This is a genomic window from Mycobacterium paragordonae, assembly GCF_003614435.1.
GTDB classification, from domain to species: Bacteria; Actinomycetota; Actinomycetes; order Mycobacteriales; family Mycobacteriaceae; genus Mycobacterium; species Mycobacterium paragordonae.
In genome coordinates, this window is record NZ_CP025546.1 from 1,839,236 (window position 1) to 1,862,779 (window position 23,544).

Annotated in this window: 21 protein-coding genes; 12 read left to right on the forward strand and 9 right to left on the reverse strand. The window is 64.8% G+C overall.

Annotated elements, in window-relative coordinates; genetic code table 11:
* Positions 1-556: 556 nt before the first annotated feature.
* Positions 557-802: a hypothetical protein gene (locus C0J29_RS08560; RefSeq protein ID WP_065043475.1), complete on the forward strand. Its 246-nt coding sequence runs from the start codon at positions 557-559 to the stop codon at positions 800-802.
* Positions 803-1,080: 278 nt separating this feature from the next.
* Here C0J29_RS08560 and C0J29_RS08565 read toward each other — a convergent pair whose 3' ends face one another.
* The 3 genes from C0J29_RS08565 to C0J29_RS08575 form a co-directional block, all read right to left on the reverse strand.
* Complete coding sequence (locus tag C0J29_RS08565; RefSeq protein ID WP_065043474.1) at positions 1,081-1,455, reverse strand: FKBP-type peptidyl-prolyl cis-trans isomerase; 375 nt, start codon at positions 1,453-1,455, stop codon at positions 1,081-1,083.
* An 89-nt stretch (positions 1,456-1,544) separates the two neighbouring features.
* Positions 1,545-2,684: a sulfotransferase family protein gene (locus C0J29_RS08570; RefSeq protein WP_308494732.1), complete on the reverse strand. Its 1,140-nt coding sequence runs from the start codon at positions 2,682-2,684 to the stop codon at positions 1,545-1,547.
* A 107-nt stretch (positions 2,685-2,791) separates the two neighbouring features.
* Complete coding sequence (locus tag C0J29_RS08575; RefSeq protein ID WP_065163728.1) at positions 2,792-3,901, reverse strand: DUF1214 domain-containing protein; 1,110 nt, start codon at positions 3,899-3,901, stop codon at positions 2,792-2,794.
* Between the two features lie 165 nt (positions 3,902-4,066).
* On the opposite strand from C0J29_RS08575, the gene C0J29_RS08580 reads away from it, so the two are divergent.
* Entirely contained in the window at positions 4,067-4,651 is a 585-nt protein-coding gene (locus tag C0J29_RS08580; RefSeq protein ID WP_065047034.1) for a TetR/AcrR family transcriptional regulator, read from the forward strand.
* Between the two features lie 265 nt (positions 4,652-4,916).
* Here the strand turns inward: C0J29_RS08580 and C0J29_RS08585 are convergent, their stop codons facing one another.
* A complete protein-coding gene (locus C0J29_RS08585) occupies positions 4,917-5,708 on the reverse strand; it encodes a phosphatidylethanolamine N-methyltransferase family domain-containing protein (RefSeq protein WP_065047036.1) in 792 nt (263 codons plus the stop codon).
* A 237-nt stretch (positions 5,709-5,945) separates the two neighbouring features.
* Here C0J29_RS08585 and C0J29_RS08590 point away from each other — a divergent pair, with 237 nt between their 5' ends.
* From C0J29_RS08590 to C0J29_RS08620, 7 genes are all read left to right on the forward strand, one after another.
* Positions 5,946-6,161, forward strand: coding sequence for a hypothetical protein (locus C0J29_RS08590; protein WP_065047038.1), 216 nt, complete (start codon positions 5,946-5,948; stop codon positions 6,159-6,161).
* Positions 6,162-6,330: 169 nt separating this feature from the next.
* Positions 6,331-7,164: a DUF1206 domain-containing protein gene (locus tag C0J29_RS08595; protein ID WP_120792041.1), complete on the forward strand. Its 834-nt coding sequence runs from the start codon at positions 6,331-6,333 to the stop codon at positions 7,162-7,164.
* A 171-nt stretch (positions 7,165-7,335) separates the two neighbouring features.
* Complete coding sequence (locus C0J29_RS08600; RefSeq protein WP_120792042.1) at positions 7,336-10,488, forward strand: bifunctional cytochrome P450/NADPH--P450 reductase; 3,153 nt, start codon at positions 7,336-7,338, stop codon at positions 10,486-10,488.
* Between the two features lie 129 nt (positions 10,489-10,617).
* A complete protein-coding gene (locus tag C0J29_RS08605) occupies positions 10,618-11,421 on the forward strand; it encodes a crotonase/enoyl-CoA hydratase family protein (RefSeq protein WP_120794630.1) in 804 nt (267 codons plus the stop codon).
* 196 nt (positions 11,422-11,617) lie between these two features.
* Entirely contained in the window at positions 11,618-13,546 is a 1,929-nt protein-coding gene (locus tag C0J29_RS08610) for a PE family protein (RefSeq protein ID WP_120792043.1), read from the forward strand.
* 226 nt (positions 13,547-13,772) lie between these two features.
* Positions 13,773-15,176, forward strand: coding sequence for a triacylglycerol lipase LipY (gene lipY / locus C0J29_RS08615; RefSeq protein WP_120792044.1), 1,404 nt, complete (start codon positions 13,773-13,775; stop codon positions 15,174-15,176).
* 106 nt (positions 15,177-15,282) lie between these two features.
* A complete protein-coding gene (locus C0J29_RS08620) occupies positions 15,283-15,582 on the forward strand; it encodes a hypothetical protein (protein ID WP_120792045.1) in 300 nt (99 codons plus the stop codon).
* Between the two features lie 10 nt (positions 15,583-15,592).
* Here C0J29_RS08620 and C0J29_RS08625 read toward each other — a convergent pair whose 3' ends face one another.
* From C0J29_RS08625 to C0J29_RS08635, 3 genes are all read right to left on the reverse strand, one after another.
* Positions 15,593-16,186, reverse strand: coding sequence for a TetR/AcrR family transcriptional regulator (locus tag C0J29_RS08625; RefSeq protein ID WP_120792046.1), 594 nt, complete (start codon positions 16,184-16,186; stop codon positions 15,593-15,595).
* A 1-nt stretch (position 16,187) separates the two neighbouring features.
* On the reverse strand, positions 16,188-17,294 hold the full coding sequence (locus C0J29_RS08630) for a dihydrodipicolinate reductase (RefSeq protein ID WP_242460388.1): 1,107 nt from the start codon (positions 17,292-17,294) through the stop codon (positions 16,188-16,190).
* A gap of 121 nt (positions 17,295-17,415) precedes the next feature.
* Entirely contained in the window at positions 17,416-18,315 is a 900-nt protein-coding gene (locus C0J29_RS08635; protein ID WP_120792047.1) for a universal stress protein, read from the reverse strand.
* A 272-nt stretch (positions 18,316-18,587) separates the two neighbouring features.
* Between C0J29_RS08635 and C0J29_RS08640 the strand changes: the two genes are divergently transcribed.
* A complete protein-coding gene (locus tag C0J29_RS08640; RefSeq protein ID WP_120792048.1) occupies positions 18,588-20,552 on the forward strand; it encodes a serine/threonine-protein kinase in 1,965 nt (654 codons plus the stop codon).
* Positions 20,553-20,614: 62 nt separating this feature from the next.
* On the opposite strand, the gene C0J29_RS08645 is transcribed toward C0J29_RS08640, so the two are convergent.
* Positions 20,615-21,076 carry a hypothetical protein gene (locus tag C0J29_RS08645; protein ID WP_120792049.1) on the reverse strand — a complete coding sequence of 154 codons (462 nt, stop codon included), beginning with the start codon at positions 21,074-21,076 and terminating at the stop codon, positions 20,615-20,617.
* Positions 21,077-21,186: 110 nt separating this feature from the next.
* Here C0J29_RS08645 and C0J29_RS08650 point away from each other — a divergent pair, with 110 nt between their 5' ends.
* Positions 21,187-21,753 carry a hypothetical protein gene (locus C0J29_RS08650; protein WP_120792050.1) on the forward strand — a complete coding sequence of 189 codons (567 nt, stop codon included), beginning with the start codon at positions 21,187-21,189 and terminating at the stop codon, positions 21,751-21,753.
* Positions 21,754-21,807: 54 nt separating this feature from the next.
* Here the strand turns inward: C0J29_RS08650 and C0J29_RS08655 are convergent, their stop codons facing one another.
* On the reverse strand, positions 21,808-22,299 hold the full coding sequence (locus C0J29_RS08655; RefSeq protein ID WP_162951421.1) for a PE family protein: 492 nt from the start codon (positions 22,297-22,299) through the stop codon (positions 21,808-21,810).
* 83 nt (positions 22,300-22,382) lie between these two features.
* Between C0J29_RS08655 and lipY (C0J29_RS08660) the strand changes: the two genes are divergently transcribed.
* Positions 22,383-23,543: a triacylglycerol lipase LipY gene (gene lipY / locus C0J29_RS08660; RefSeq protein ID WP_120792052.1), complete on the forward strand. Its 1,161-nt coding sequence runs from the start codon at positions 22,383-22,385 to the stop codon at positions 23,541-23,543.
* Position 23,544 lies beyond the last annotated feature (1 nt).

Sequence of the window (23,544 nt, forward strand, 5' to 3'; positions counted from 1 at the left end):
CCCACACGTGCGTATTCCCATACTCGGGTGAAAGCCCACGGCTTGATCATTCCACCCGTAGACCGGGTTTCGGGGCACGACGCTCCGGACTGGGCTGGCGTGCTGACGGCGGTCAGCACATGTCCCTGTTCGGCCGTATTTTCCCATGTCGAGTCATGCGCAACCATCGCGCGTTTGCGCAGCTCAACCGCGTTATATGCGGCTTCGATTCCCGGCAGCTCCACCGAGAAAATTGCTGGTCAGAGTCAGAGACTCTGGCCAGATTTCTTTTCATCAGCTGTGGCTGACCACTCCCAGCACAGTCCATCGTGATCGCGGCTGTGGATAAAGTAGTGCTCGTGAATTGTCGCCTTGCTATCGGGTTACTCGCCTCTTTGGCGGTGGTGCTCGTTGTCCCTGCCCAGGGTCATGCGGATCCGCCGACCAAATGTCTGAGCAACACGCCCAAAGGCAAGCAGGTCTACGTGCCCTGCGATCTACTCAACGCCGGCGTGAATTTCCCGCCTGGGCAGCGTTGTCCTCTACCGCTCGAGCAGTACCCGAAAGATGTGCAGGAATGGTGTGGCGAAGGCCCGGGCCTTGCGAGTCCCACGCCCACCAGTCCTACGAACCCGACGAGTCCTACGAGTCCGGTAAGTCCTACCAGCCCGAAGGCTCCTACGAGCACGACCAGTCCTACGAGTCCGACCAGTTCTACGAGCCCGAAGGCTCCTACGAGCACGACCAGTCCTACGAGTCCGATAAGTCCGACCAGCCCGACGAACCCGACCAGTCCTACGAGTCCTACGAGCCCGGGCGGTAGATCGTGAGCATTGACGCCGTCAAAACCCGGAAACACAACCGCAGGTAACGCGACGTACTGAACGGGCCAAACTGGAACGAACCGGCAGTTCAGAGCCCAAAAGCCCTGGCTTAGATGCGGGTTCGATTGACGGCAGCTTTACCGGAAACCGGCGATCGAGCGATAGATTCGCCAGATTGGGAATTGAGTCCTGCCTGCGTCGGCAGCGTCGTCCGGCCAAGCGCCTCTCGTTGGTAGGCGACCCGGCGCGGTTCGACGCTGGCTAGCCCGGGTCGCGGCTACCTGACATCGAGCAGGTCGACCACGAAGATCAGCGCCTCGCCGGGCTTGATGACGCCACCGGCGCCACGGTCGCCGTAGGCGAGGTGGGCGGGGATAAGCAGCTGTCGGCGACCACCGACCTTCATGCCCTGCACGCCCCGGTCCCAGCCCTGGATGACCTGGCCGACGCCAAGCTGGAACGTCAACGGGTCACCGCGGTTGTAAGAAGCGTCGAACTCCTCGCCGGTGGAGTGGGCCACGCCGACGTAGTGCACGACGACCGTGTTACCGGCGGTAGCCTCCGCGCCGTCGCCCTCGACGACGTCGGTGATGATCAGGTCGGTGGGTGGCTCCCCGCCGGGGAAATCGATCTCGGGCTTCTTTGCAGTCATGCTCACCACACTGGCAGATGGTCGCCGGTGGAGTTGCCGGCGGGGGTCGTCGGGAAAAAGATGCCCTGGCCCGATTGAACGGCGGCTCATCACGAGGAAACGGAAAAGGCATCGACATAGAACCGCATTCGTTCCCGTAGCTCGCCGGCATCGATGCCGAACTGCGCAGCGTTGTAGGTGTGCTTGCCCTTCCCCTCGCGCGGTTGATGTCGGTGGTGCTCCCTGAGCATCCTTGCGATATCGGGGAGGTTCATACCGGCGGCCCGGTAGACCTGAGCCAGCGCGCCGTGCGGATCGGCAAGCAGCTCGGTGTACTGGAGGTCCAGCCACGTAACTGACTGTGCTGCAGCTGAATTACGCACCGCGAGCGCCCGCCTGAACCACAGTTCGGTCTGTTCGGTTTGGAATTGACCTATGTCGAGTCCATTGACGTGATCGCTGTAGGTGGACCGGTAGGTGGCGAACAGACTGGCGCCTGAGGCGACGGTTTCAACGATGTCGCGGTGAAGGTGCACCACACAAGCGCCGGGGTATGTCGCGATCAGATGATCCAGTTCTGCAGTGTGGGCCGGCGCCTTGAGCAGCCATCGGCGTCCGTCTCTGCCATCCAGTATCTGGAGCATTCTTCTGTGTTGCGCATACTCCACAGCGAATGATTGTGTGCGAAGCCATTTCGCGTAATTGTTGAGTCGCGTGGTGGCCAGGAATCCCCAGTTGCGCATCGTGGTGCCCATGCCCAATACACATTCCTCCGCCAGGCTCGGGCCGGAATCGTGTACGGCGGCCATGATCGGATTGAGGATGTGGAGGATCTGGTGCCCTTCAGCACTTGCCTGTAGCAGTTTGTTGCGGTCTTCCGGTGAGAGATCGCCTGGGAACTGCCATGGCATACCCAGTTCGGCTGGCAGCGGCGCCCGCAGGCGGGGATCGCGGCTGAGCGCGCGGAAGAGGTAGGTCGTACCGGTGCGCCAGCCGCCGATTATGAAGATAGGCGGCTGCAGCGTGCTTTCAGCGACGGCCGAATGCTCGTTGACATAGTGGGCGATGGCGGCTCGGGCCCTTAGCCTGCCCACGGCCGTGTTCTGAACTGATCTGGCTCCCAGCGCGTTCAATTGGCCATCTTCCTCTGCGGAGCACAGATACTCGTTCAGTGCCGGCAGCCACTCCTGCTGGTCGCCAAACTCATCCGGACTGTGCTGCCGCGACGCTCGACCAATCACGAGCTCCACTGCGCCAATGCCCAGCTGATACCTGGCTGGACGTGCGGCCCGATCGGTCTCGGCGAGTCGATACAGCTCTTCCGCCGCGCGTGTACGTTGCGGGGGCTTCCACGCAGTCACGGGTTGCGTCCGAGATCGGTCAAGAGGATTCGCCGAACGGAGGGCAGGCGGGGGGTTTGAACGGGCTGGAGGAAGCGCATGACCAGAATGCCGAACGGGCGTTGCTCGGTGTCGATCCAGTCGGCGTCGGCAAGTCCCGGGTCGGTTCCGGCGACGATGAAGCGGTAGCGCTGGCCGGTCACGGTGGCAGTAGCCCCGGTGTAAGACACATGACGGTAGCGGTGATCGAGTGAATTCAGAAACCGACTGTAAGCCAGAATGTTCCAGTAACGGCAGTCGACTAACTCGCCTTCGATGAGTAGCGCTTCGCCAGGCGAGAGTTGCCAGCCGCCACGCAGGTAGTGGATTCCCGGCTCTGTGTAAGTAGCACCGCCGCTCATCTCGTGCCAGTGCCGTAGCTGATTGACCTGTTCGAGATCCTCGGCTGTCGCTGCTTTCCAGATATGAGGCATCAAAGCCGCGGCCTTGGCTGCTCTGGTCAGCTGGCGGCAGAACCGCTCCGGGTCGATAGGTGCGGGGATTTGCGGTGCGTGGACGGGCTCGATGTCGCACCACCCGGCGCGGTCGTGGTGCATGTCGTTGTGAAAGTGCCTTACCCACAACGTGATTGCGCCGTCCGGGAGCTCGATCCAGTCGCCGTCGGCCGGCCGATTTCCACCGAGTGTCACGTCGTAGTCACCGAGTTCATTGAAAGCGATTTCGTCGCTGTCGAGCCGGGCGATGGCGCTTGACTCCAGGCCGTTGCCTGCTGCCGTGTACACCGTGATCGAGACGTAAGCGGCGCCGCCCCGATTTCCCCGGATCCGGTACTGGACGGCAGCGTTGATGTCTGCGACCCAGTAAAGGAAGTCGGGGTTGTCCATGAGAAATTTCTGCCGCCAGCGGTTGAAGGGCAGCAGTTCAGGCCGCTCCCGGTCGACCTCGAGTCGGCCGAGTTGATTGTTCACCGACCGCAGCAGGGCCCGGAACGCATCAGCCTGCTCCGTGCGGGACAGTTCCGCAGTATTTGCGGCTAGCTGCTGTCCGGCTTTGTGCAGTGAGTCGACGAACCCGTTCCAGGCCGCAACTTCCGGCCGATCTGATACGCCATTGTGGTCCGTGGCCACTCCTGCCTTGCCTTCACTGTGCCGCCCGTGGCGGCCGAGGGGGAATTGCGGAACCAGGTGCTTCCGGAATCGGATGGTTCCGTATTCGGCGGTGGCTGTCAAGGTTGCGCAAACGGCCCGGAATCAAGTCCGATCTTCGAAACCGCCAGCAGATATGTTCAGGCCATGCCCAGGCAATACAGAGGACGCGTCGCGGAGGCGCGCACCGCCGAGCGGCGCGAGCGTCTGGTGCGTGCCGGCACCGAGTTGGCGGGCCGGCACGGTGTGGCGGCAATGACGATGCGAGCCGTCTGCCGTGAGGCCGCGCTGAGTCAACGATTCTTCTACGAAAGTTTCGACGACACCGAGCAACTACTGCAGGCGGTTTATCTGCACGCCCTGGACATCGTGAAGGAGGAGATACGGGCATCGAGTCCAGACACGTTGGATAGCCGACTCCGGGTGCGCGCAGGAGTCGACGCCGTTGCCCAGCTCTCGCGCAACGACACACGCCTGTGCCGAATATTGCTCATCGAGCCCATCGCGGATCTGCGTCTTCGTCGGTTGGTCCGGACCGCTCTCTCGGGTCTCACCGATTCGGCGGCGGCCGACCTGCCGGCGGTGAAGATGCAGTACGCAACCATGTTCGGGGCCATCATCTCGCTGTTCATTGAGTGGACAGAGGGGAATCTGGGCGATGATCGCTGCGCTTTCGTCGACCACGTGACCGATCTGTTGTTGACTTCGCCTCTTGCGGCGAACTTCAGGTGATGGCGCCTTGCCTCAGTCTTGGGTCGGCTCGGGGGTTGATATTCAGTTCACCAACCTGCGTTCCCCAAAGGCGCTAAGCGCGCAACGGCAAAGGCGCCTCGGCATGGTTGTAGGGAGCAATGCCGGCGCCGGTGTCCATCACCTCGGCGCGGCGCCTAGGCTTCCCGGAGCGCCGCCGGGACCGACCGTTCCTCGGATTGGATGCGCAAGATTGAGTTCGATTTCCATCAGCTCCACCACAAACGCGTTGGCCTGATCAGAATGATCAGATCAGTCCGGGTATCAACGCTTTTCGCTCAGGCGGGTAATCAGGAAATTTCTCCTGGTACCACTTGTGCGTGGCGAACGCCCGCGGGACCAGGTTGCCTGCCGTGATCAGAAAGATGATCACCCCGGCCAGCGACCAGGTCAGCAGGGCGAACCCGGCCCACGCGATCAGCTCGCCCAGATAGGCCGGGCTGGTGACGAACCGAAAGCCTCCGCCGTACGGGATCTTGTACTCGGTTGCGCCCGGGTTCGCCTTGTCGCGGAGGTTCCGAACGATCGACTCCGACCGGACCAGCAGGATGAATCCGCTGAGGTACACGACCAACCCGACGAAAAACCGCGGATCGGTCAACCAATCGGCGCTGTACAGGTGCTTGTAGTCGTGGCTGAAGAAGGCGCCGTTGAGGTAGCCGTGCATCGTTGTAATCACCATGCCGAAGGCGAGCACGACGATATTGAAGCTGCCGCGCTTGCCGGGCACCTGCCGGATCGACAGCGGGAATAACCAACCCCGGTTGCCGTAATGCATCAGCCAGATGGCCGCGAGCACGAGCGGCACAGCGTCGAATCGGCGCGGCCCGGTGAGGTAGAAAATTGCGAAAAACACGGTCGCGGGGATCTCCATCAGCCACCAGCCGAGCTTCGGATTGAGGTTCACCCCGCGCGCCGTCGCGCCGAATCGGCCGTAAGGACTCTGCCGGAACAAGCCGCCGATGATCACCAATGCCGCGATGACCAGACCTATCGTCACCACGGTGTCGTAAGTGGTGTTGCCGGTGTACCAGTTCATCAAGCTCCCTTCGAGAGCTGACATCGTCGAGCCTGTTGAGCGACAACGCCTGCCGCAGTACAACTTCTATCAGTACGCGATCGGCAGGACGGGTAAGGGACTGTGTTCTCGATTGACCCGGCTAGGCCGAGATCGGATGGCCTGGCCTCCCAAAAACAGCTCGGATAAGTCAGGCGCATATCGTGGTCTTAACGTCGGACAACACCCGAAGGAGCCATCGGTGGCTGTGAAGTTCCGTTGAACGGAGACCGACCCAACTGGGGCTGGGGGGAGAAGGAGCCGGTGGCGATGTTCACCGAGGCCGAGATCCGCTCGGCCTGTAAGGACTTCGGCCTGCAGGACGGCGACGCGGATACCGTCATTGAGCAACTCAATGAGAACCGTCAGAACAAGCGGGCTGCCGGGCGAGATCCAGGTGACGGTGGCCTATCCGAAGACCACGCCGAGTCATAGCGGCGCCCTGCGGCACCGGGGCGGTGCCACATCGCATGGACGGCCCGCGCTCGTCGCGCCCCATCGCGTACCACTGAAAAACATGAATTGACGCATATGCGTATCGCCGGGCCCTGCGGTGGGTAACTGCTTATTACACAGCGGTCCACTAGGCGAAGGCGAGTACGCGATGAGCAGAGCTACTGTCAGTGCACAAAGCCATGCGGGAGACGTCAGGTCCAAGGTCGCGCGGGTCGGCCTGATCGGCAAGGGAGCGCTGTATGTGCTCTTGGGTTTCCTGGCGATCAAAGTCGCTATAGGTGATAGCTCCGCTGCCAGTGCCAGCAAGACCGGGGCCATCCAGACTGTCGCGCAAGCGCCGTTCGGGAAGTTCCTGCTGATCGCCCTGACGGTGGCTCTGATTGCGCTGGTGGTGTGGAAATTCAGCCAGGCCGTCTCCGGTGATCCGATCGAAGGATCGGACGGCAGCCATCGGGCCAAGTACGCGGGCAAGGGCGTTCTCTACAGCGGCGCAGCGCTGGCGTCGCTCTCGATTCTCATCGCGCATTGGGGCGGCGATGCCGGCGCAGTCCCCAGTGGTGGCGGTGGTGAAGGTCAGGAGCACGCCGCCGGGGTGGTCATGGGCCTGCCCGGCGGACGGTGGATCGTGCTGATCGTCGGCCTCGCCGCCATCGGCTTCGGTGGCTACGAAATCTACAAGCACGCCATCAACCGCGACTTCCTGAAGCGCACCGGAACGCTGAGCCAGGACAAGCGAAAGGTCATCGAAGCGCTGGGCCGGGCGGGCTACGTGGGCAGCGGCCTGGTGGCCATCGGAGTCGGGTTCTTCTTCGTCATCGCCGGCCTGACCTTCGACCCGACGAACGCCAAGGGATTGTCCGGGCTGCTGGCCGAACTCGCCGGCCAGAGCTGGGGACAGTTGGTCCTGTGGCTGATCGCCGTCGGCCTGTTCGCCTACGGTTTGTTCTCGTTCGCCGAGGCGCGCTACCGCCCCGCCACCTAGCGTGGCCCCGGCCGGCGGCTGCAGATCGCGCGCGCCGCAGACACCCGGATGATCGCGCCGGACCGGAGCTGAACCTTCGCACGCGGTCCTTCGCATGCCGCGTGGCTGTCATCCCGGGAAGACTTTTGCGGACTGCAGACAAGCCTCCGCGCCGAAACCTATGCTGCGCGAATGAACGAGTTTCGCGCGTCGGCACCGCCGGATCTACCGGGCGTCCCGTCGGTCGAAGGACCCCTGCCCGGCCCCGATCAACTGATCGGCCGCCCCCGCGCGTTGGGGGTGGATTTACTCGGTGAATTGCACGGTCCGCTCTTCTACTCGGACTTCAACGGCGGCATCAGGAAGCTCTACGCGTGCTCCCTGGAGCTGGTCACCGAGCTTTGCGACGAGAGCCGCTTTGCCAAGAACCTCACCGCCACCCTCGCCCGAGTCAGGCCGTTGGCCGGTGACGGCCTGTTCACTGCCTACCACGGCGAACCGAACTGGCAGCGGGCCCATGATGTCCTGCTACCGGGTTTCAGTTACGCGGGCTTGCGGAGTTATCACGACGCGATGCTCGACATCAACTGCAAACTCATCGACCGGTGGGACGCCAGTGTCGGGGTGGGGCCGGTGGACGTGTCGAACGACTTGCAGAAGCTGGCCATGGACACCGTGGCGCTCGCCGGATTCGGTTCGCGATTCGATTCTTTCGACTGTCCGGGGCTGGCTCCGATCCCGCAGAGCTTCACGAAGGCCCTGGGGGAGTTGGGATCTGGAGCGACTACACCAGTCTTCGATGAAGAACTGGGCACTTTGCACAAGTTCATGGATGGACTGATAGCGGAGCACCAAGCCGGTGACAGTGAGTTTGAGGATCTGTTGGCGCTGATGTTGCAACAGGATTCGACCGGCAAACCGGTGCTGGACACTGAGAACATTCGCAATCAGATCATGACATTCCTGATCGCCGGCCAGCTCACCACGTCGGAGTTGATGCCCAACACGCTGTACAACATCGTCAGCGATCCGGCGGTGCTGCACCGCGTCCAGGCCGAAGTGGACACCGCATTCGGAACCGACGACGACTACCTGCCCCGCTACGACGACATCGGCAAGCTCACGTATCTGCGCCAGGTCATCGAGGAAACCCTGCGGTTATCCCCGCCGGTGCTGCATTTCGACCGAATGGCACTGGAAGACACCGTGATCGGCGGCAAGTATCCGATCAAGCGCGGTGAGGCGGTGACGGTGCTCACCGGCGCATTGCACCGTCAGCCGGGATGGGGCGACAACGTCGAACTCTTCGATCCCGACCGCTTCGCTCCCGAACGCTCGGCGTCCAGGCCGACCGCCCTGTTCAAACCCTTCGGAACCGGGGCACGGTCCTGCATCGGCCGGCAGTTCGCCCTGCACGAGGCTGCCATGGCACTGGCCCGGATTATCCATCGCTACCGCCTCATCGACGCCTACCACTATGTGCCCCAGTGGGAAACGCCGAACAGCCGCCGACCGGTGGGGTTCCGGCTCGATGTCCTGCGGCGCACACCGCAGGACCGCAAGGCCGATGTACCTGGCCTCGAAGCCGCTACCACGCAGAGCGCGGCGCAGCACCCGACGGTGATCACGGCCGGCACCAGGCTCGCCGTCTTGCACGGCTCCAACCTCGGCACGTGCCGCGCCCTGGCCCGTCAATTCGCAGACGATGCAACGTCTTTGGGATGCGTAGCGACTGTGGCGCCGCTCGACGACGCCGTCGGCGGGTTCCCCGAAGTGGAGGCCGTCCTGATCATCGCCTCCTCATACAACGGACAACCAACGGACGATGCACGCGCCTTTCTGACCTGGCTGCTCGACCCGGCCACCATGTTGAATCCGACACCCAACGTCGCGGTTCTCGGTGTGGGCGACCATAACTGGGCCGACACCTATCAGGTAGTCCCGCAACGCATCGACGAGCGCCTCGGCGAACTGCACGCCAACCGATTGGTTCCGCGGGCGGCGGCCGACACTTCGGGGGACATTGTCGGCACGATCGAGGAGTTCGCCGCCGCCCTGTGGTCGTCGTTGGCCGAACGCTTCGGTGACCCCGACGCCGCGCCGCTCACGGACGCGGCCGAACCGCTGTACGAGTTGCGCCAGATCATCGGCCCTGTGACGGCGGCGATGGACGCACGGTCGGCGGTGATTCCGATGACCGTCGTTGAAAGAACCGAACTTGTCAGCCCCGGGCTGGGACAGGCCAAAACCAATATCCGCGTGGAACTTCCGGACGGCGTCGACTACCAGACGGGCGACCATCTCACGGTGATGGCCGACAATCCGCCCGAGGTCGTCGACAGGGTGCTGACCCAACTCGACCTCGACCCCGGACTGCGGCTGGCGATCAACCCTCGACGTAGCTCGCGACGGCTCATCGCGCTGGACCGAGAGGTCAGCGTCCGCGAACTGCTCACGCACTTCGTCGAATTGCAGAAACCGGTGACCAGCAGTCAATTACGCAAACTTGCGGCAGCCAACAACAGTCCTGCCGAAAGTCAGCGGCTCAGCGAACTCGCCGACGATCCAGCCGGCTGCCCGCTCAGCGTGATGGAATGCCTCGACGAATACCCCGCCTGCGCTCTCACCGGGGCCGAACTTCTCGAACTGCTCGACCCCATGGTGCCGAGGCACTATTCGATCGCGTCGTCGTCACTGTTGTCACCACGCACGGTAGGACTAATCGTCAGCGTCCTGGACGCACCGGCTCGTTCCGGGCACGGCCTGTTCAAAGGTGTCGCGTCCAACTACCTCGCGACCGTCCAGCCCGGACAGTTGATCCGGGCCCGCGTGGACCCGGCTCGGCAGGCATTCCGGGCCGGTGCCGATCCGGCCAGGAACGTGATCCTGGTCAGCGCCGGTACCGGCGTCGCGCCATTCTGCGGTTTCCTCGGTGATCGGCTGGCCGCAAAGAACGCCGGAGCGCCGGTGGAGCCCGCGTTGTGCTTCTTCGGTGTGCGTGACCCGGAGGTCGATTACATCTTCCGGGACAAGTTCGAGGAGGCCGAGGGCATCGGAATCGTCCAGATGCGCCCGGCCTTTTCCCGGGCTCCGCAGGACGGGGTTCGCTACGTGCAGGACCGCATCGCCGCGGACGCGGATGACGTCTGGAACCTGTTGGGTGACCCGGGCAAGGACGCCCACGTCTATGTGTGCGGTGACGGCGCGCGGATGGCGCCGGCGGTGCGCGGGTCCTTCCTCGACATCTATCGGGCACGGACGGGCGCTGATGATGGTCAGGCCCTCGACTGGCTGAACGGTCTCATCGAATCCGATCACTACGTCGAGGACGTGTGGGCCGGGTGAAAAGGATTGCAGCAGAACGGGCGACCACTGCGTGCGCATGAACTCGGTGAACTCTTGCGTCGGCCGCCGGGTACCTACCTACCGCTGTCGCAGCATCCGATCTGGCCACGGCGCGATAGATTGCTCTTCGTGAGCGAAGACAGAGTCCGGGTGCAGATCGCCGACAACGGAGTGGCAAGGGCGACGATGGTGCGCGCCGACAAGCACAATGCGCTCGATCAGGCCATGTTCGAGAGCCTGGTGGATGCGGCCGGGCAACTGCGGACTGATGCATCGGTGCGCGTGGTTGTCCTGCACGGTGAGGGCAAGAGCTTCTGCTCAGGTTTGGACGTGGCAAGTTTCATGGGCGGCGAACGCGGCACCGGCGTCCTGCTGACCCGGGACGATGACCGCCCGGCGAACCTCGCCCAGCGCGTGAGCTACGACTGGTCGCTGGTACCGGCGCCAGTCATCGCCGCGATCCATGGCAACTGCTTCGGTGGCGGCCTGCAGATCGCGCTCGGCGCAGATATCCGGATCGCCGCGCCGGACGCGAAGTTGAGCGTCATGGAAATCAAGTGGGGACTCGTTCCCGACATGGGAATCACGCAGACCCTGCCGCGACTCGTGCCGATCGACGTCGCGAAAGAGTTGACGTTCACCGGCCGCATCGTTTCCGGCGACGAGGCTTCCGAGCTCGGCTTGGTCACCCGGACGGCCGCGGACCCGTTGTCGGCGGCAATGGCGCTCGCGGACGAGATCGCGCTGAAGTCGCCGCATGCCGTCCGTGCCGCGAAGCGCTTGTATGACGAGACCTGGGTCAGCAATGACACCGCGGCCGCTCTCGCGCTCGAATCAGAGCTGCAGACCGGACTGATCGGCTCGCCCAACCAGATTGCTGCCGTTGTCGCCGGAATGTCCGGGGAGCGGCCAGTTTTCGCCGACCCCAATTAAGTGTTGAACGAGACTCGTTTGGGCAGGACCCAATTGGATGGCCTCGGTAAGTCAAACCTCCCATCGCCGAATGGGTATTTGTACCCCTCGTTCGCAAGCCGGGCTTGAATAACTATTAAGCGCGACACTTCGCGGTGCTGTTTCGCAACTCCCGCAACAGCATTCGATGTGGCTTAGCCGCGGCAGAGGGAAGCTAATGGGTTATCTGATTGCAGCACCGGAATTCTTGACCGCAGCAGCGGGGGACTTGAGCGCTATCGGGTCGGCGATCGGCGCCGCCAATGGGGCGGCGGCGGCTACGACGACCGAGGTGGCCATGGCGGGTGCCGATGAGGTGTCGACGGCGGTTGCGGCCTTGTTCAGCGGACGCGCCCGGGTCTATCAAGCGCTCAGTGCGGAGGCGGCGGCGATTCATAGCCAGTTTGTGCACGTCCTCAACGCGGGTGCGGCCTCTTATGCCGGTGCTGAGGCCGTCAATGCGGCATCTGCGGCGAGCGCCGGCGCTTCGCCCCTGGGGGTCGTCGAGCAGGGCTTGCTGAGCGTGATCAATGCGCCGACGCAGACGCTGTTGGGGCGCCCGTTGATCGGTAACGGCGCAGACGCAGCACCGGGCAGCGGTGCCGCGGGAGGCGCTGGGGGGTTGTTGTTCGGCGACGGCGGCAGAGGCGGGTCCGGCCGTACCGGCGTTGCGGGCGGGCCCGGAGGGGCCGCCGGGCTGTTCGGTAACGGCGGAGTCGGAGGTGCGGGGGGCCCCGGGCTGGCGGGCGGTTCAGGTGGGGCCGGCGGAATGCTCTACGGTCTCGGCGGCGCCGGCGGGCCCGGCGGAGTCGCTGCTGCGGGCGGTAGCGGCGGTGTCGGCGGCCAAGGCGGTACCGCGGGGCTGCTCGGTGCCGGCGGTGCCGGCGGCGCCGGGGGAACCGGCGCGGCCGGCGGGCACGGCGGTGACGGTGGGTTGTTGGGTGGCGACGGTGGTCCGGGCGGGCCTGGTGGCACCGGAGCGACCTTCGGTGGGAAGGGCGGCAGCGGCGGAGCCGGCGGGAACGCGGTGGGGTTGTGGGGCGACGGTGGGGCTGGTGGACTCGGCGGCGTCGGTGGCACCGGTGCTGACGGTGTCAATCCCGGCTTGGCTCCGCAGGTGACCCCGGCGGCCAACGGCTTGGACAGCGGAACCGCCGGCGTGGCCGGGGGGTCCGGCAGCCCGGGAAACGCAACTGGGCAGGCCGGCGGCGCCGGCGGTGATGGCGGTGGCCCGAATGCCAACGGGGTCGCGGGCGGCGGCGGCGCCGGTGGCGGCGGCGGCAGCGGCGCGGCCGGTGGTAACGGCGGCGCCGGCGGCGGTGTCTTTTCGTTCGGCGGCCCGGCCACCGGCGGTGACGGCGGTGCCGGCGGCGCGGGCGGCGCGGGTGGCGCGGGTGGCGCGGGCGGTAACGGCGGATCCGCGACCGGCATGAGCGGTTCCGCAGGTGACGGCGGTAACGGCGGCAAGGGTGGCTTGGGTGCGGTCGGCGGGTCGGGCGGCGCCGGCGGCGACTCCTCCGCGTTCGCCGGCGGTGGTGGCGGCAACGGCGGTCAAGGCGGAAACGCCGGTGGCAGTGCCGGTACCGGCGGAGCCGGCGGGATCGGGGGCGCTGGAGGCCACGGCGGGTCACTGGTCGGTAATGGCGGCGCCGGTGGTCTCGGCGGTGCCGGCGGCATCGGCGGGACGGGCGCAGACGGTGCGTCGGGCGGCGTCGGCGGATACGGCGGTAGTACCGCCGCTCCGCACCCGGGCGGTGACGGTGGTGACGGGGGCAGTGGCGGCAAGGGTGCCCCCGGTGGCGCCGGAGGGGCGGGCGCCGCCGGCGGCGCGGGCGGCGCGGGCGGATTGTTGTGGGGCGATGCCGGTAGCACTGGGTCCGGCGGCATGGGCGGCGCCGGCGGTACTGGCGGTGACGGCGGTACTGGCGGTGACGGCGGCAACGGTGGCAAGTCCGGAGCTGTCATCACCGGTTCCGGCGGAGCCGGTGGCTTCGGCGGCGCGGGTGGCGCGGGTGGTGCCGGTGGCATTGGTGCCGCCGGAAGCGTCGGCAACGGACAGGTTGGGGCCACCGGCGCTACCGGCGCGAACGGCAAGATGGGCCTCTGACCGGTTGAGGCGTGCGTCGAGAGGTGCGGCGGCTGTCTCGGATCCCTGCAACGACCTGTTAATGACCTGTTTTCTCCGCATTTTGCTATCGGTGCGGCCGCGCCGACGATAGGTTTTATTAGGGTGCGCGACTCGTCCGAGTCGGTTCGATGGGCGCAGCAGGCGGATCCATTCTGGTTTTGTGCCTAAAAGGCTTGGGCCAGAATGGGATTGAGGGGGAGTTGTCATGTCGTTGATGGTTGTGCCGGAGTGGGTGACGGTGGTGGCAGCCGATGCTGCGGATGTCGCGTCAGCAGTTGGTGCTGCCAATGCGGCCGCATTGGCGCCGACGACCGGCCTGCTTGCGGCCGCCGAAGACGAGGTATCAGCGGCAATCGCGGAACTGTTCTCCGTGCACGGCGAGGGTTATCAGGCGTTGAGCGCCCGGGTCGCACAGTTCCACAGCGGATTCGTGCAAGCCCTGACGAACGCGAGCGGCGCCTATGCCGCCGCCGAGGCCGCCAGTGCCGCGCCGCTCCAGACGTTCGAGCAGGCAGTGACTTCCCTCGAGCAGGAGATCGCCCAGTTCCCCGCCGGCGTCGCCGCCGGCTTCAACCGGATAACGGGCGAAATCGTCACGACCATCTTCGGCGCGCCCGCCGCTCCGCCCATTCCCGCGAACGCGCTGGGCACCTACACCGGCTCGCCGTCGTTGATCACCCGGTTCGAAGAGGCTTTGCTCTACCCGGTTAAACCGTTGTTGAGTTTGTCGGGACTGGACACCTACATCGCGACACCGGGCAACCCGGTATTGCAACTGCTGGCCAGCGACATTCCGCCGCTGTCCTGGTTCATCGGCAATTCCCCACCGCCGTTGCTGAATCTGCTTCTCGGGGAGACGGTTTCTTACAGCACATATGACAGCCCGACCGGCGGGTCGATGAGCGTTGTGCACATCACGCCGACCAATCCCACCGGTGAGCAGGTTGTTGCCATTCACGGTGGCGCCTTCATCTTCCCGCCGTCCTTCTTGCACTGGATCCACTACTCGGTGATGGCCTACCAAACCGGCGCGACGATTCAAGTGCCGATTTATCCGTTGCTTCAGCAGGGGGGTACGGCCGGACTCGTTGTGCCGATGATGTCGAACTTCATCGCCTCGCAAACCGCGCACTTCGGCACACCGAACGTCAGCGTTATCGGAGACTCCGCCGGCGGCAATCTCGCGCTGGCAGCCGTGCAGCAGATGGTGGTCGATGGCGCGCAGATGCCGTCGTCGATGGTTCTGCTGTCGCCATGGCTCGACCTGTCCATGACCAACCCGAATATTGCGTTTGTCCAGGATCCGTTGCTGCCCGTGGGCCTGGCCCAGCAATTCGGCAGACAGTGGGCCGGCGGCCTGCCGATCAATAATCCGTGGGTAAGCCCGATAAACGGTTCGCTGCTCGGTCTCCCGCCGACGACGGTCTACACCGGCAATCTGGACATACTGTCCCCTGATGCACTGGTGTTGAAGGCAAATGCCGCGTTGGCCAACGCGCCGTTCGGCTTCGTACTGGCCAACGGCCAGATTCACGACTGGCTCATTCTCACCCTGGACGGGCCGACGTATTGGCACCAGATAAACCAGGAACTCGGTATCGCGGCCTGATCGGATCGACTTCCGCACCTAACTTGCGCATCGAGATCGCAAGTCGGCAGCGGACGGTGGTGGTGGGGGACTGCCGCAGGACAGTCCCGACGAGGGGCGAGTGCTCATGTCCAGTCGGGTAGCCGAACCCAGCGATGACGGACGCTACATCGTCGTCGACGGTCGCAGGTGGCGCGCCACCGATCCGCTGATTCCCGAGGGTCGTCGGCTGGATCTGGTCCGGATATTGATGGCGTGGCGCCGAGAGGTGCGTCGCACCAAGGGAACGCCGGAGGAGTCGACCGCCCGCGCAGGGGTGCAGGCCGCGAAAGTCGCTCTCGGGGAACGTGGCTCACCGCCGTGGTGGGAGGTGAGTGAGGAGCAACGCCGCGCTCGATGGCAGGCCGAGGTGAGCGAGCCCAGTTGATCACAAGGCTCTAATCGTGGGTGCGACGCCCGACGTTGTCGACCAGCGATGCCAACAGGAGCTCGAACGCTCGATCGTCGTGCTTCTGCGCCAACCGCCCGAGAAGTACCGAACCCTGGACTAGCTCCGAGACCGCCGAGTAAGTCTCCTGAGCCGTCTGCTCATCGAGACCGGCTCCGATCATGTTGGCTATCGCCTTCTGCGTTTCCTGGGCGCCGAGCCGCCGGGCCAGTGGGCTGAGCGCACCGCGAATGAGGATCAGATCCGTCAGCACCGGATCGTCGAGGAACGTCTGTCGTACTCCTCTCACATGCTTCACCAACGACTCGCGCCAGTCATCCGACTCGACGAAGGCCGGAAACCCGCTGCGGCGCAACGCGCGATCGGTCATGGCGTCGAGAAGCTCCGACTTGTTCCGGACATGCCAGTAGATGCTGGTCACTCCCACGCCCAGCGATCTGGCGACCAGGGGGATGCTCAGCTCGTCGACTGACGAGCCGGCCGCTATCTCGAATGCGGTCTCCACGATCGCGTCGGCGGTCAGTGAGCCACGCGCACGTCGGCGTGTTTGTAGTGGCGGCGACTCCTCGTGCGGATTGGTCATCTCAGCAACGAACTTGACGCGTCACGATCGACGGTCCCGCCAGGGGCGCCGGTAGCAGCCCAGGTGGGGCGTCGATCACCGCGGGGATCGCATTGACCGCTGCCATGGCCGTCGCGGCGACACCAGGGTTCGTGGTGTCGCCCACAGACGGGTCGAGGTGGAGGTCAAGGGTCATGTTGGGCGAGCCTTCGATGCGGAACACCATGCCGCCGCGGCCGGGTTGCGCTGGACGCGGCCAGGTTTCGGGCCACGGTGTGGAGGTCACCGTCGCGAAGTATTGAACCGACACGACGGGTCGATCGTCGCTGATCGCGGAGAGCTGCCAGCGGTGAGCGCAGATCGTGTCCTTCGGAATCACACCGAGTGCGGTGTCGAGGTCGTGCGGCGCGAGGATCGTCTCCCAGGCCAGCGCGACTCTGTGGACCTCTACGCAGAGAGTGTCAGCGATGTAGCGCACCACCGGTTCCCAGTCGTTGTTGACCTTGCCCACCGCGATGCGAATGGGAACATGGCCGTCCGGCTTTCCGAAACCCATTGACTCGTGCAGGACTTCCCATATCGGGTAGGCCAAGTCGAGGTCGAGTGCGTACTCGTCCATCCGATACGAATCGACCACGCCGGCACCCGACAGCAAGGCGGTAGGCAGGTTCAGGCTTACGAAGCCGGGTTCGCATCCGGTCGCATAGAAGGTCGCGCCACCCTTGCGCGCGGCGTGCTCGATCGGCTTACGCCAATGTGCCGGGGCCGCTTTCGGATAGACCATCGGGATTGCGGAGATGGTGACGACGTTGATGCCGGCTTCCAGGTAACCGACGATGTCCGCGATTACCTCCTCTTCGCGTCCGACGGCTGTCGCGCAGTAGGCGATGCAGTCCGGCTGGGTGTTCAGGACCGCGGCGACGTCGGCGGTCGCGGCGATGCCGACATCGGGGCGTCCACACAACCGACCGGCGTCCGCGCCGATCTTGGTGGGTGAGGACACATTGACCCCGATCAAATCCAGTGCGGGGTCATCGATGATCGCCCGCAGGGCCACCCTTCCGGTCAGGCCGGTGCCGACATGAACCACGCGGCACTTGGTGGCCGCACTGCCACGAAGTGGAGTCACAGCTGTTGCCTCCCAATCGATTGCGTGTCCTGCCGAACGATGGCAAGCCGGTTCAACCGCATCCCGAGCCGACGTTATCCAATACTGTAGTATACAACAGTAATAGTTACTAGTGAGACATTCAGGACTGACGCGCGACTATCACCGGGACCTTGGCCCGGTTGACTGCCGCCGCCCCGACCGATCCCAGCAACTTGCCGCGGAACGAACTGCAGCCGTGGCTGCCGACCACCAGCAGCTGCGCCTGTTGGGACGCCTCGATCAGGCACCGTGCCGGGTCGCCGATTTCGATGGTGCGGCGGATCACCACGTCGGGATAGCGTTCGTGCCAACCCGCCAGCCGTTCAGCGAGGCTCTCCTCCTCCTCGGATAGCTGAGCGTCCCAGGTTGCGTCTTGGAACGAGCCCCGGTTGCCGGAAACCCAGGGTTCAGTCCAGACGTGCAACGCCACGAGGGCGACGCCTCGACGGGCGGCTTCCGCAAATGCAATGGCAGTCGCCGCTTCCGATGCCGGCGAGCCGTCGATGCCCACCAGGACCGGCGCCCGTGCGACATGGCCGTTCGTGGTCTGGGCATCGTGGGTCACGGCGACCGGGCAATGCGCGTGGTAGACCAGAGCCGCACTCACTGAGCCCAAGCCGCCGCCGGCCAACACGCCGCTATGTCCGCGGTGGCCGACCACGACCAGCTCCACCACTGCGGAAAGGTCCACCAGCGTCGGGACGGTGGCCGAATTGAACACCTTGCTGTCTATCTGTACGGGACCCGAATCTGCGGTGCACTCCTCGGCGACCTTCGTCGCCGTCTCGACGAAGTAGTGAGCGCGCTGCCCCTGCCACTGTCTGAAGCCGGGCGGTGCGGCGATCTCCAACCACTCCGGTAGGGGGGCGTCGGAGATGTGAACCAGAGTCAGGGGTGCCCGCCGCAGCACTGCATTACGGGCCGCCCACCTGACGGCACCCAGTGCCGCGGCTGAGCCATCAACGCATACCAAGATTGCGCCGCGTGGTGGTTGCCACATTTCAGTTCTTTTCTGATCGGCTACATACCCACCGCAGCATCACTCAGCGGGGCCCGCGAGTATCAGGGCCGAAGTGATGCAAGCCGAAGGACCAAAGACACCGTTTGATGCCCGGCGATTCGGGTGCGTAACGGCGCTCTCTGCGGCCGTTCTAGGCAGCGAAGAGGCGCTTACCTTGTGCGCGGAGTGTTTGCTGAATCGTCAGCGTCGGGTTGTGAACCCGGGTAGCATTCTCGCATCCTGTGCTTGTCGGGGATTGGGGGAGTCCGTCGATGGACGGGTTGGAATTCGGGCGTTATCGCCTGATCGAATTGCTCGGCCGCGGCGGCATGGGCGAGGTCTGGCGCGCGTTCGACAATGAAACCCAACGTGTCGTTGCGGTGAAAGTGCTGCCGCCGCACCTGGCCGACGACCCGACGTTCGAGCAGCGATTCCGTCGAGAAGCGTTTGCCGCTGCCGGGCTGACCAATCCACACGTGGTGCCGATTCACAATTTCGGCGAGATCAATGGGCGACTGTATGTCGATATGCGGCTGATCGAGGGCCGCGATCTGCACCACATCATCACTGAGGGTCCGCTTCCATTGCCTCGCGCCGTTTCCATTGTTGCCCAGGTCGCCTCGGCTCTGCAGGCCGCGCACCGTATCGGGTTGGTTCATCGCGACGTCAAACCGTCGAATGTCCTTGTCGACGAAGAGGATTTTGCGTACCTCATTGATTTCGGCATTGCTCGCGCTGCCGGGCAGACCAGTATGACCGCCACAGGCAACGTGATCGGCACCTGGGCCTACATGGCCCCGGAGAGACTGTCCACCGACAAGTCCGACGCGCGAGCCGATGTGTACGCCCTGGCCTGCTTGCTCCATGAGTGTTTGACGGGCAGTCAGCCATTTCCCGCAACGAGTCTCGAGCGACAGATCGCTGCACATATCGCCGAACCACCGCCACGACCCTCGACGCTGCAGCCGACGGTGCCTTCGTCGATGGACGCCGTGATTGCCAAAGGCATGGCGAAGAGCCCCGATGACCGGTTCCAGACGGTGACGGACCTCGCAACTGCTGCGCGTGCCGCCGCGACGACCTACCCCGCGTCGACGCCACCTCCGACAGCGGCACCGCACGACGCGCAGACTCTCTGGTCGCCATCGGCGCCGCCCGGCGAGCCCCCCAATCCGGCTGCTGCACAGGGGTTTTACACCACAGACCCGACCCGGCAGCAGCTAGCTTCCGATGCTCACGGACCGGCTCCCCTGCTCTCGCCGCCTCCGCAGCCTCCGCAGCCTCCGGCCGCGCGGAACAAGACTCGGCGGATCGCTCTCGCCGGAGCCGGTGCGGTCGCCGTGATCATCGCGGTGGTCGCGGGCATAGCACTGCTGAACACGGGCAGCGACCGGCCGAAGCCCGCACCAACCAACAAGGCGCTGCCGAACACCGGTCCCTTCACCGGGACTTTCACCGCAGCCTTCGGCCCCAAACTCATGTGGGACGGCACCGTCACGACGGGTGAAAGCGCCGATCCGGCTTTCTCGGTGACCTGGCCAGTGCGTTCGGCTTGTGGCAGCAACGGCTGTGTCGCCACCACCAAGACCAACGGTCATTCCGCCCCGAAGGAACTCGTGTTCGACAACATCGGCGGTCGCTGGGTCGCCGTAGGCATCGTGCGGCTGAAGTGTCACGGCGTCGAAACCGATGCGTGGCATGTCATTTCGCTGCAACCGCAGGCCAACGGATCGATGTCGGGCGAAGCCACCGTCATCTGGGTCACCGGATGTTTCAACAAACGGACTCTGACGCTCAACCGAACCGCGGACACCGATGTTTCGGTGCTTACTGATCCGGGCGCGTTGCCGGCGCGCGTCGGGTCGCCGGCCGAGGCCCTTTGGGGGCGGTACGACAGCGTCACGACCTACGCCAACGGCTACAAAACCAAGCTTCAGCATTTTGGCGTGCACACCGACTGTCTGCGCGCGGGCGACCGGTGTATCAGCCCGTTCCTGGCGTCGGACGGCAGCCAAACGTACGTTTACGCCAGCCAGACTTGGGTTTTGGAGAGGGAGTATGACGGAGCCTGCTCGAAGGGCGGCACCGATCACATCAAGTGGAATGCGACGTTGCCTCTTCCCCAACCGGCCCAGGACCCCATGGCTTCGCTGACCGGACACGGTTACAACGACGTGCTACAGGGGAAATGCCCTAGCCAGGCTTTCGACATAACGTTCACCCGCACCGGCGATTAGGACCCGCAGTTCGGACGGGCATGCAAACGCGGGCATTAAAAGACGGGCGTGAAAGTCGTGCGCTACCAAAGCACCCCATGATCGGTCGACAGAATGAACCCGTGATTGCCCTCGGTGTGGCAGTGCACGGCCCCCTGGTTGTCGACCGCGCATACCCCGCCGAGGGTCTGCACCCGGTACCCGGCGGGCAGCACGCCCAAGTTGTTGGTGAACATCTTCGCGTCCGAATGGCGGTACTGAGCGGGATGCGTGGCGTCGGCGAAGGTTTGGTTGGTGCCGGGTGGTGCGTCCGCGGGCACCGCGTCACACCCGACCGGACCGCCGTTGGGCGCGAGGCCGCATGACCGCCCATCGGGCGTGGTGAAGTAGACCCAGGACCGGTACGAGGTCGTGTAGGTGCCCGAGGCAAGCGGGTAGCCGTCGAGGTCATCCACCGGAGGATCACCGGGTGCGGCGACTGCCGGTGCGACGGAGATCGTCATCGCACCCAGCGTGGCCAGCACCCAGAATCGCCATAGCTGCATCCGCTGACCCTATTCGGTCCGGCCGGGATGTGTGGCGGACTTAGGACCCGAAGACCAGGGTCCTTAGTCTCTAATCGCATTGTGCGCGGGCGCCGATACTGGCGAACCTGATGTGGGCAAACTTCTTCCGGGCCGTTGGGGCCACGTTGGCGACACTCGCGCTCGCGGGCTGCGGCTCGACGCCGAGTAAGCCTACGGTCGCGCCGTTCACCATCATCACTGGACCATCAAGCACCACCACCACCACCACCACCACGCGGGACCAGACGGGCGCAGGCCTGCCGCCGATGAAGCACTTCCGGATCGGTGGTGACAGCTACGGGCCGGTGCAGGACTGCCACGTCGCCGACACCGCGGTCACCTGCACAGCGAGTTGGGACCGGCCATATCAAGCGGATACCTACAGCGGAAGCTTCACCGGCACCCTGTCGGGGTTCACGATGACGGGGACGTGGACGACTCATCAGACCGGTCATGACGCGAACGACCCGCGCTGCCTGTGGCAGACGGACACGTCGGTGCCGACGACCTTTCAGTTCAGCCTGGACGGAACCGTCGTCGACCATTCCGGTCCGGGGCAATGGCGGACAACTCGCAGCGGTAGTTGTTCGGGGGAAGAGTCCGGCACCAGCTCGGCCGCGGAGGGCGGCCCCACCGCCTGGAAAGTGCTCGACTAGCTACCCAATTCCGTTGCAGCACAAGGATCATGGGCCATAGTGCAGGCCCGGGCGCTACGCGTTGCCCAGGACGATCTTGCTGAACAGCATCGCCGCCCAATAGGTGGCCAGCAGAGTCGACGCGAAGCCCAGCAAAGCAACGAAAATGGGCGGCGTCAAAACCAGGGCTCCCAGCTGCACGAGGAAAGTCCACGGATTGTCGTCCGCCGCGGGCGCGACCGACGACAACACCGAGGCATTCGCAGCCTCCGCACTCGCGTAGACATTCGCGCCGTTGGTCAGCGCCTGGGTGAATTGGTCATGGAAGTTCGCCGCCTGCGCCGAGGCTTTCTGAAAATCCTCGGCGTGCAAGCCGAACAGGCCGGCGATCGCCGTCGACACCTCATCGCCGGCGGCGCTGGCGATGTTGGTTGTTGGCACCGCAGCCCTCAGATGGGCGCAATCCAATTCCGATCCGATGGCTGCCAAATGGCGTGACGCGGCGATGAGACTTTCCGGCGCAACCTGCATCTTCGGCAGCATATCCACGACGCCGCAGGCCGACATCGGTTTCCGGCAAACCGCTCCCTGAACTCTCGACGGCGGCATAAGCTCCCGGCAATCGGGCGATCGAAGGGTGGAGCGGCGCTGTGTCGTATGTTGTTGCGTTTCCCGAACTGATGTCTGCCGCGGCCACCGACGTGTCTTCGATCGGTTCGGTGGTCGCTACCGCAAACGAGAGCGTCGCAGGCGCCACCACTGCGGTACTGGCCGCGGCCGAGGACGAGGTGTCGGCGGCGGTCGCCGCGCTATTTTCCGCCCACGGCGAGGGCTATCAAGTACTGAGCGCCCAGGTGGCCGTGTTTCAGCAGCGGTTCACGCAGGCCCTGGCCGGCGCGGCCGGAGCGTATGCCTCCGCTGAGGCGGCTGGCGCCGCGCCGCTGGCGGCGTTCGAGCAGGTGGCGCTTGGCATTCAGCGGATCCCTAGCACTCTGGCTGCCGGGTTCGCATCGCTGACCTCTGTGCAGGGTTCTCCGCTGCTGGCGCTGCTCGCCAGCGACGCTCCGCCCCTGTCGTGGTTCCTGGGCAACTCTCCGCCACCGTTGCTGAACGCCCTGCTGGGGCAGACGGTCCAGTTCACGTCATATGACGGGATGAAGGTCGTACAGATCACGCCGGCCCACCCCACCGGCGAATACGTCGTCGCCCTGCACGGCGGTGCGTTCATCTTCCCGGCATCGTTCTTCCACTGGATCAACTACTCGGTGACCGCCTACCAGACCGGCGCGACCTTCGAGGTGCCGATCTACCCGCTGTTGCAGGAGGGCGGTACCGCCGGCTGGGTTGTGCCCCGAACGGCAGGCCTGATCTCTTCAATGATCACCCAGCACGGGGCGCAGAACGTCAGCGTGGTCGGTGACTCCGCGGGCGGCAACCTCGCGCTGTCGTCCGTTCAGTACCTGGTCGGCCAGGGTCAGCCCGTTCCGTCCTCCATGGTGCTGTTGTCGCCGTGGCTGGACGTGGGGGCCGGCGGCCTCGGCGCGGTGTGGGCAGGCGGCCTCTCCACGACCAACCCGATGGTGAGCCCGCTGTACGGATCGCTGGCCGGGCTGCCGCCGACATATGTTTACTCCGGCGCGTTGGATGGACTTTCCCAACAGGCGGCCGTACTGCAACAAGCAGCCATCGCTCAACACGCGCCGATCAGCTTCATCCTGAATCAGACCGGCATTCACGACTTCATCCTGCTCACCCCGAGCGGTTGGCCGTACTGGCCGGGAATCAACCAGCAACTCGGCATCGTCGCCTGAC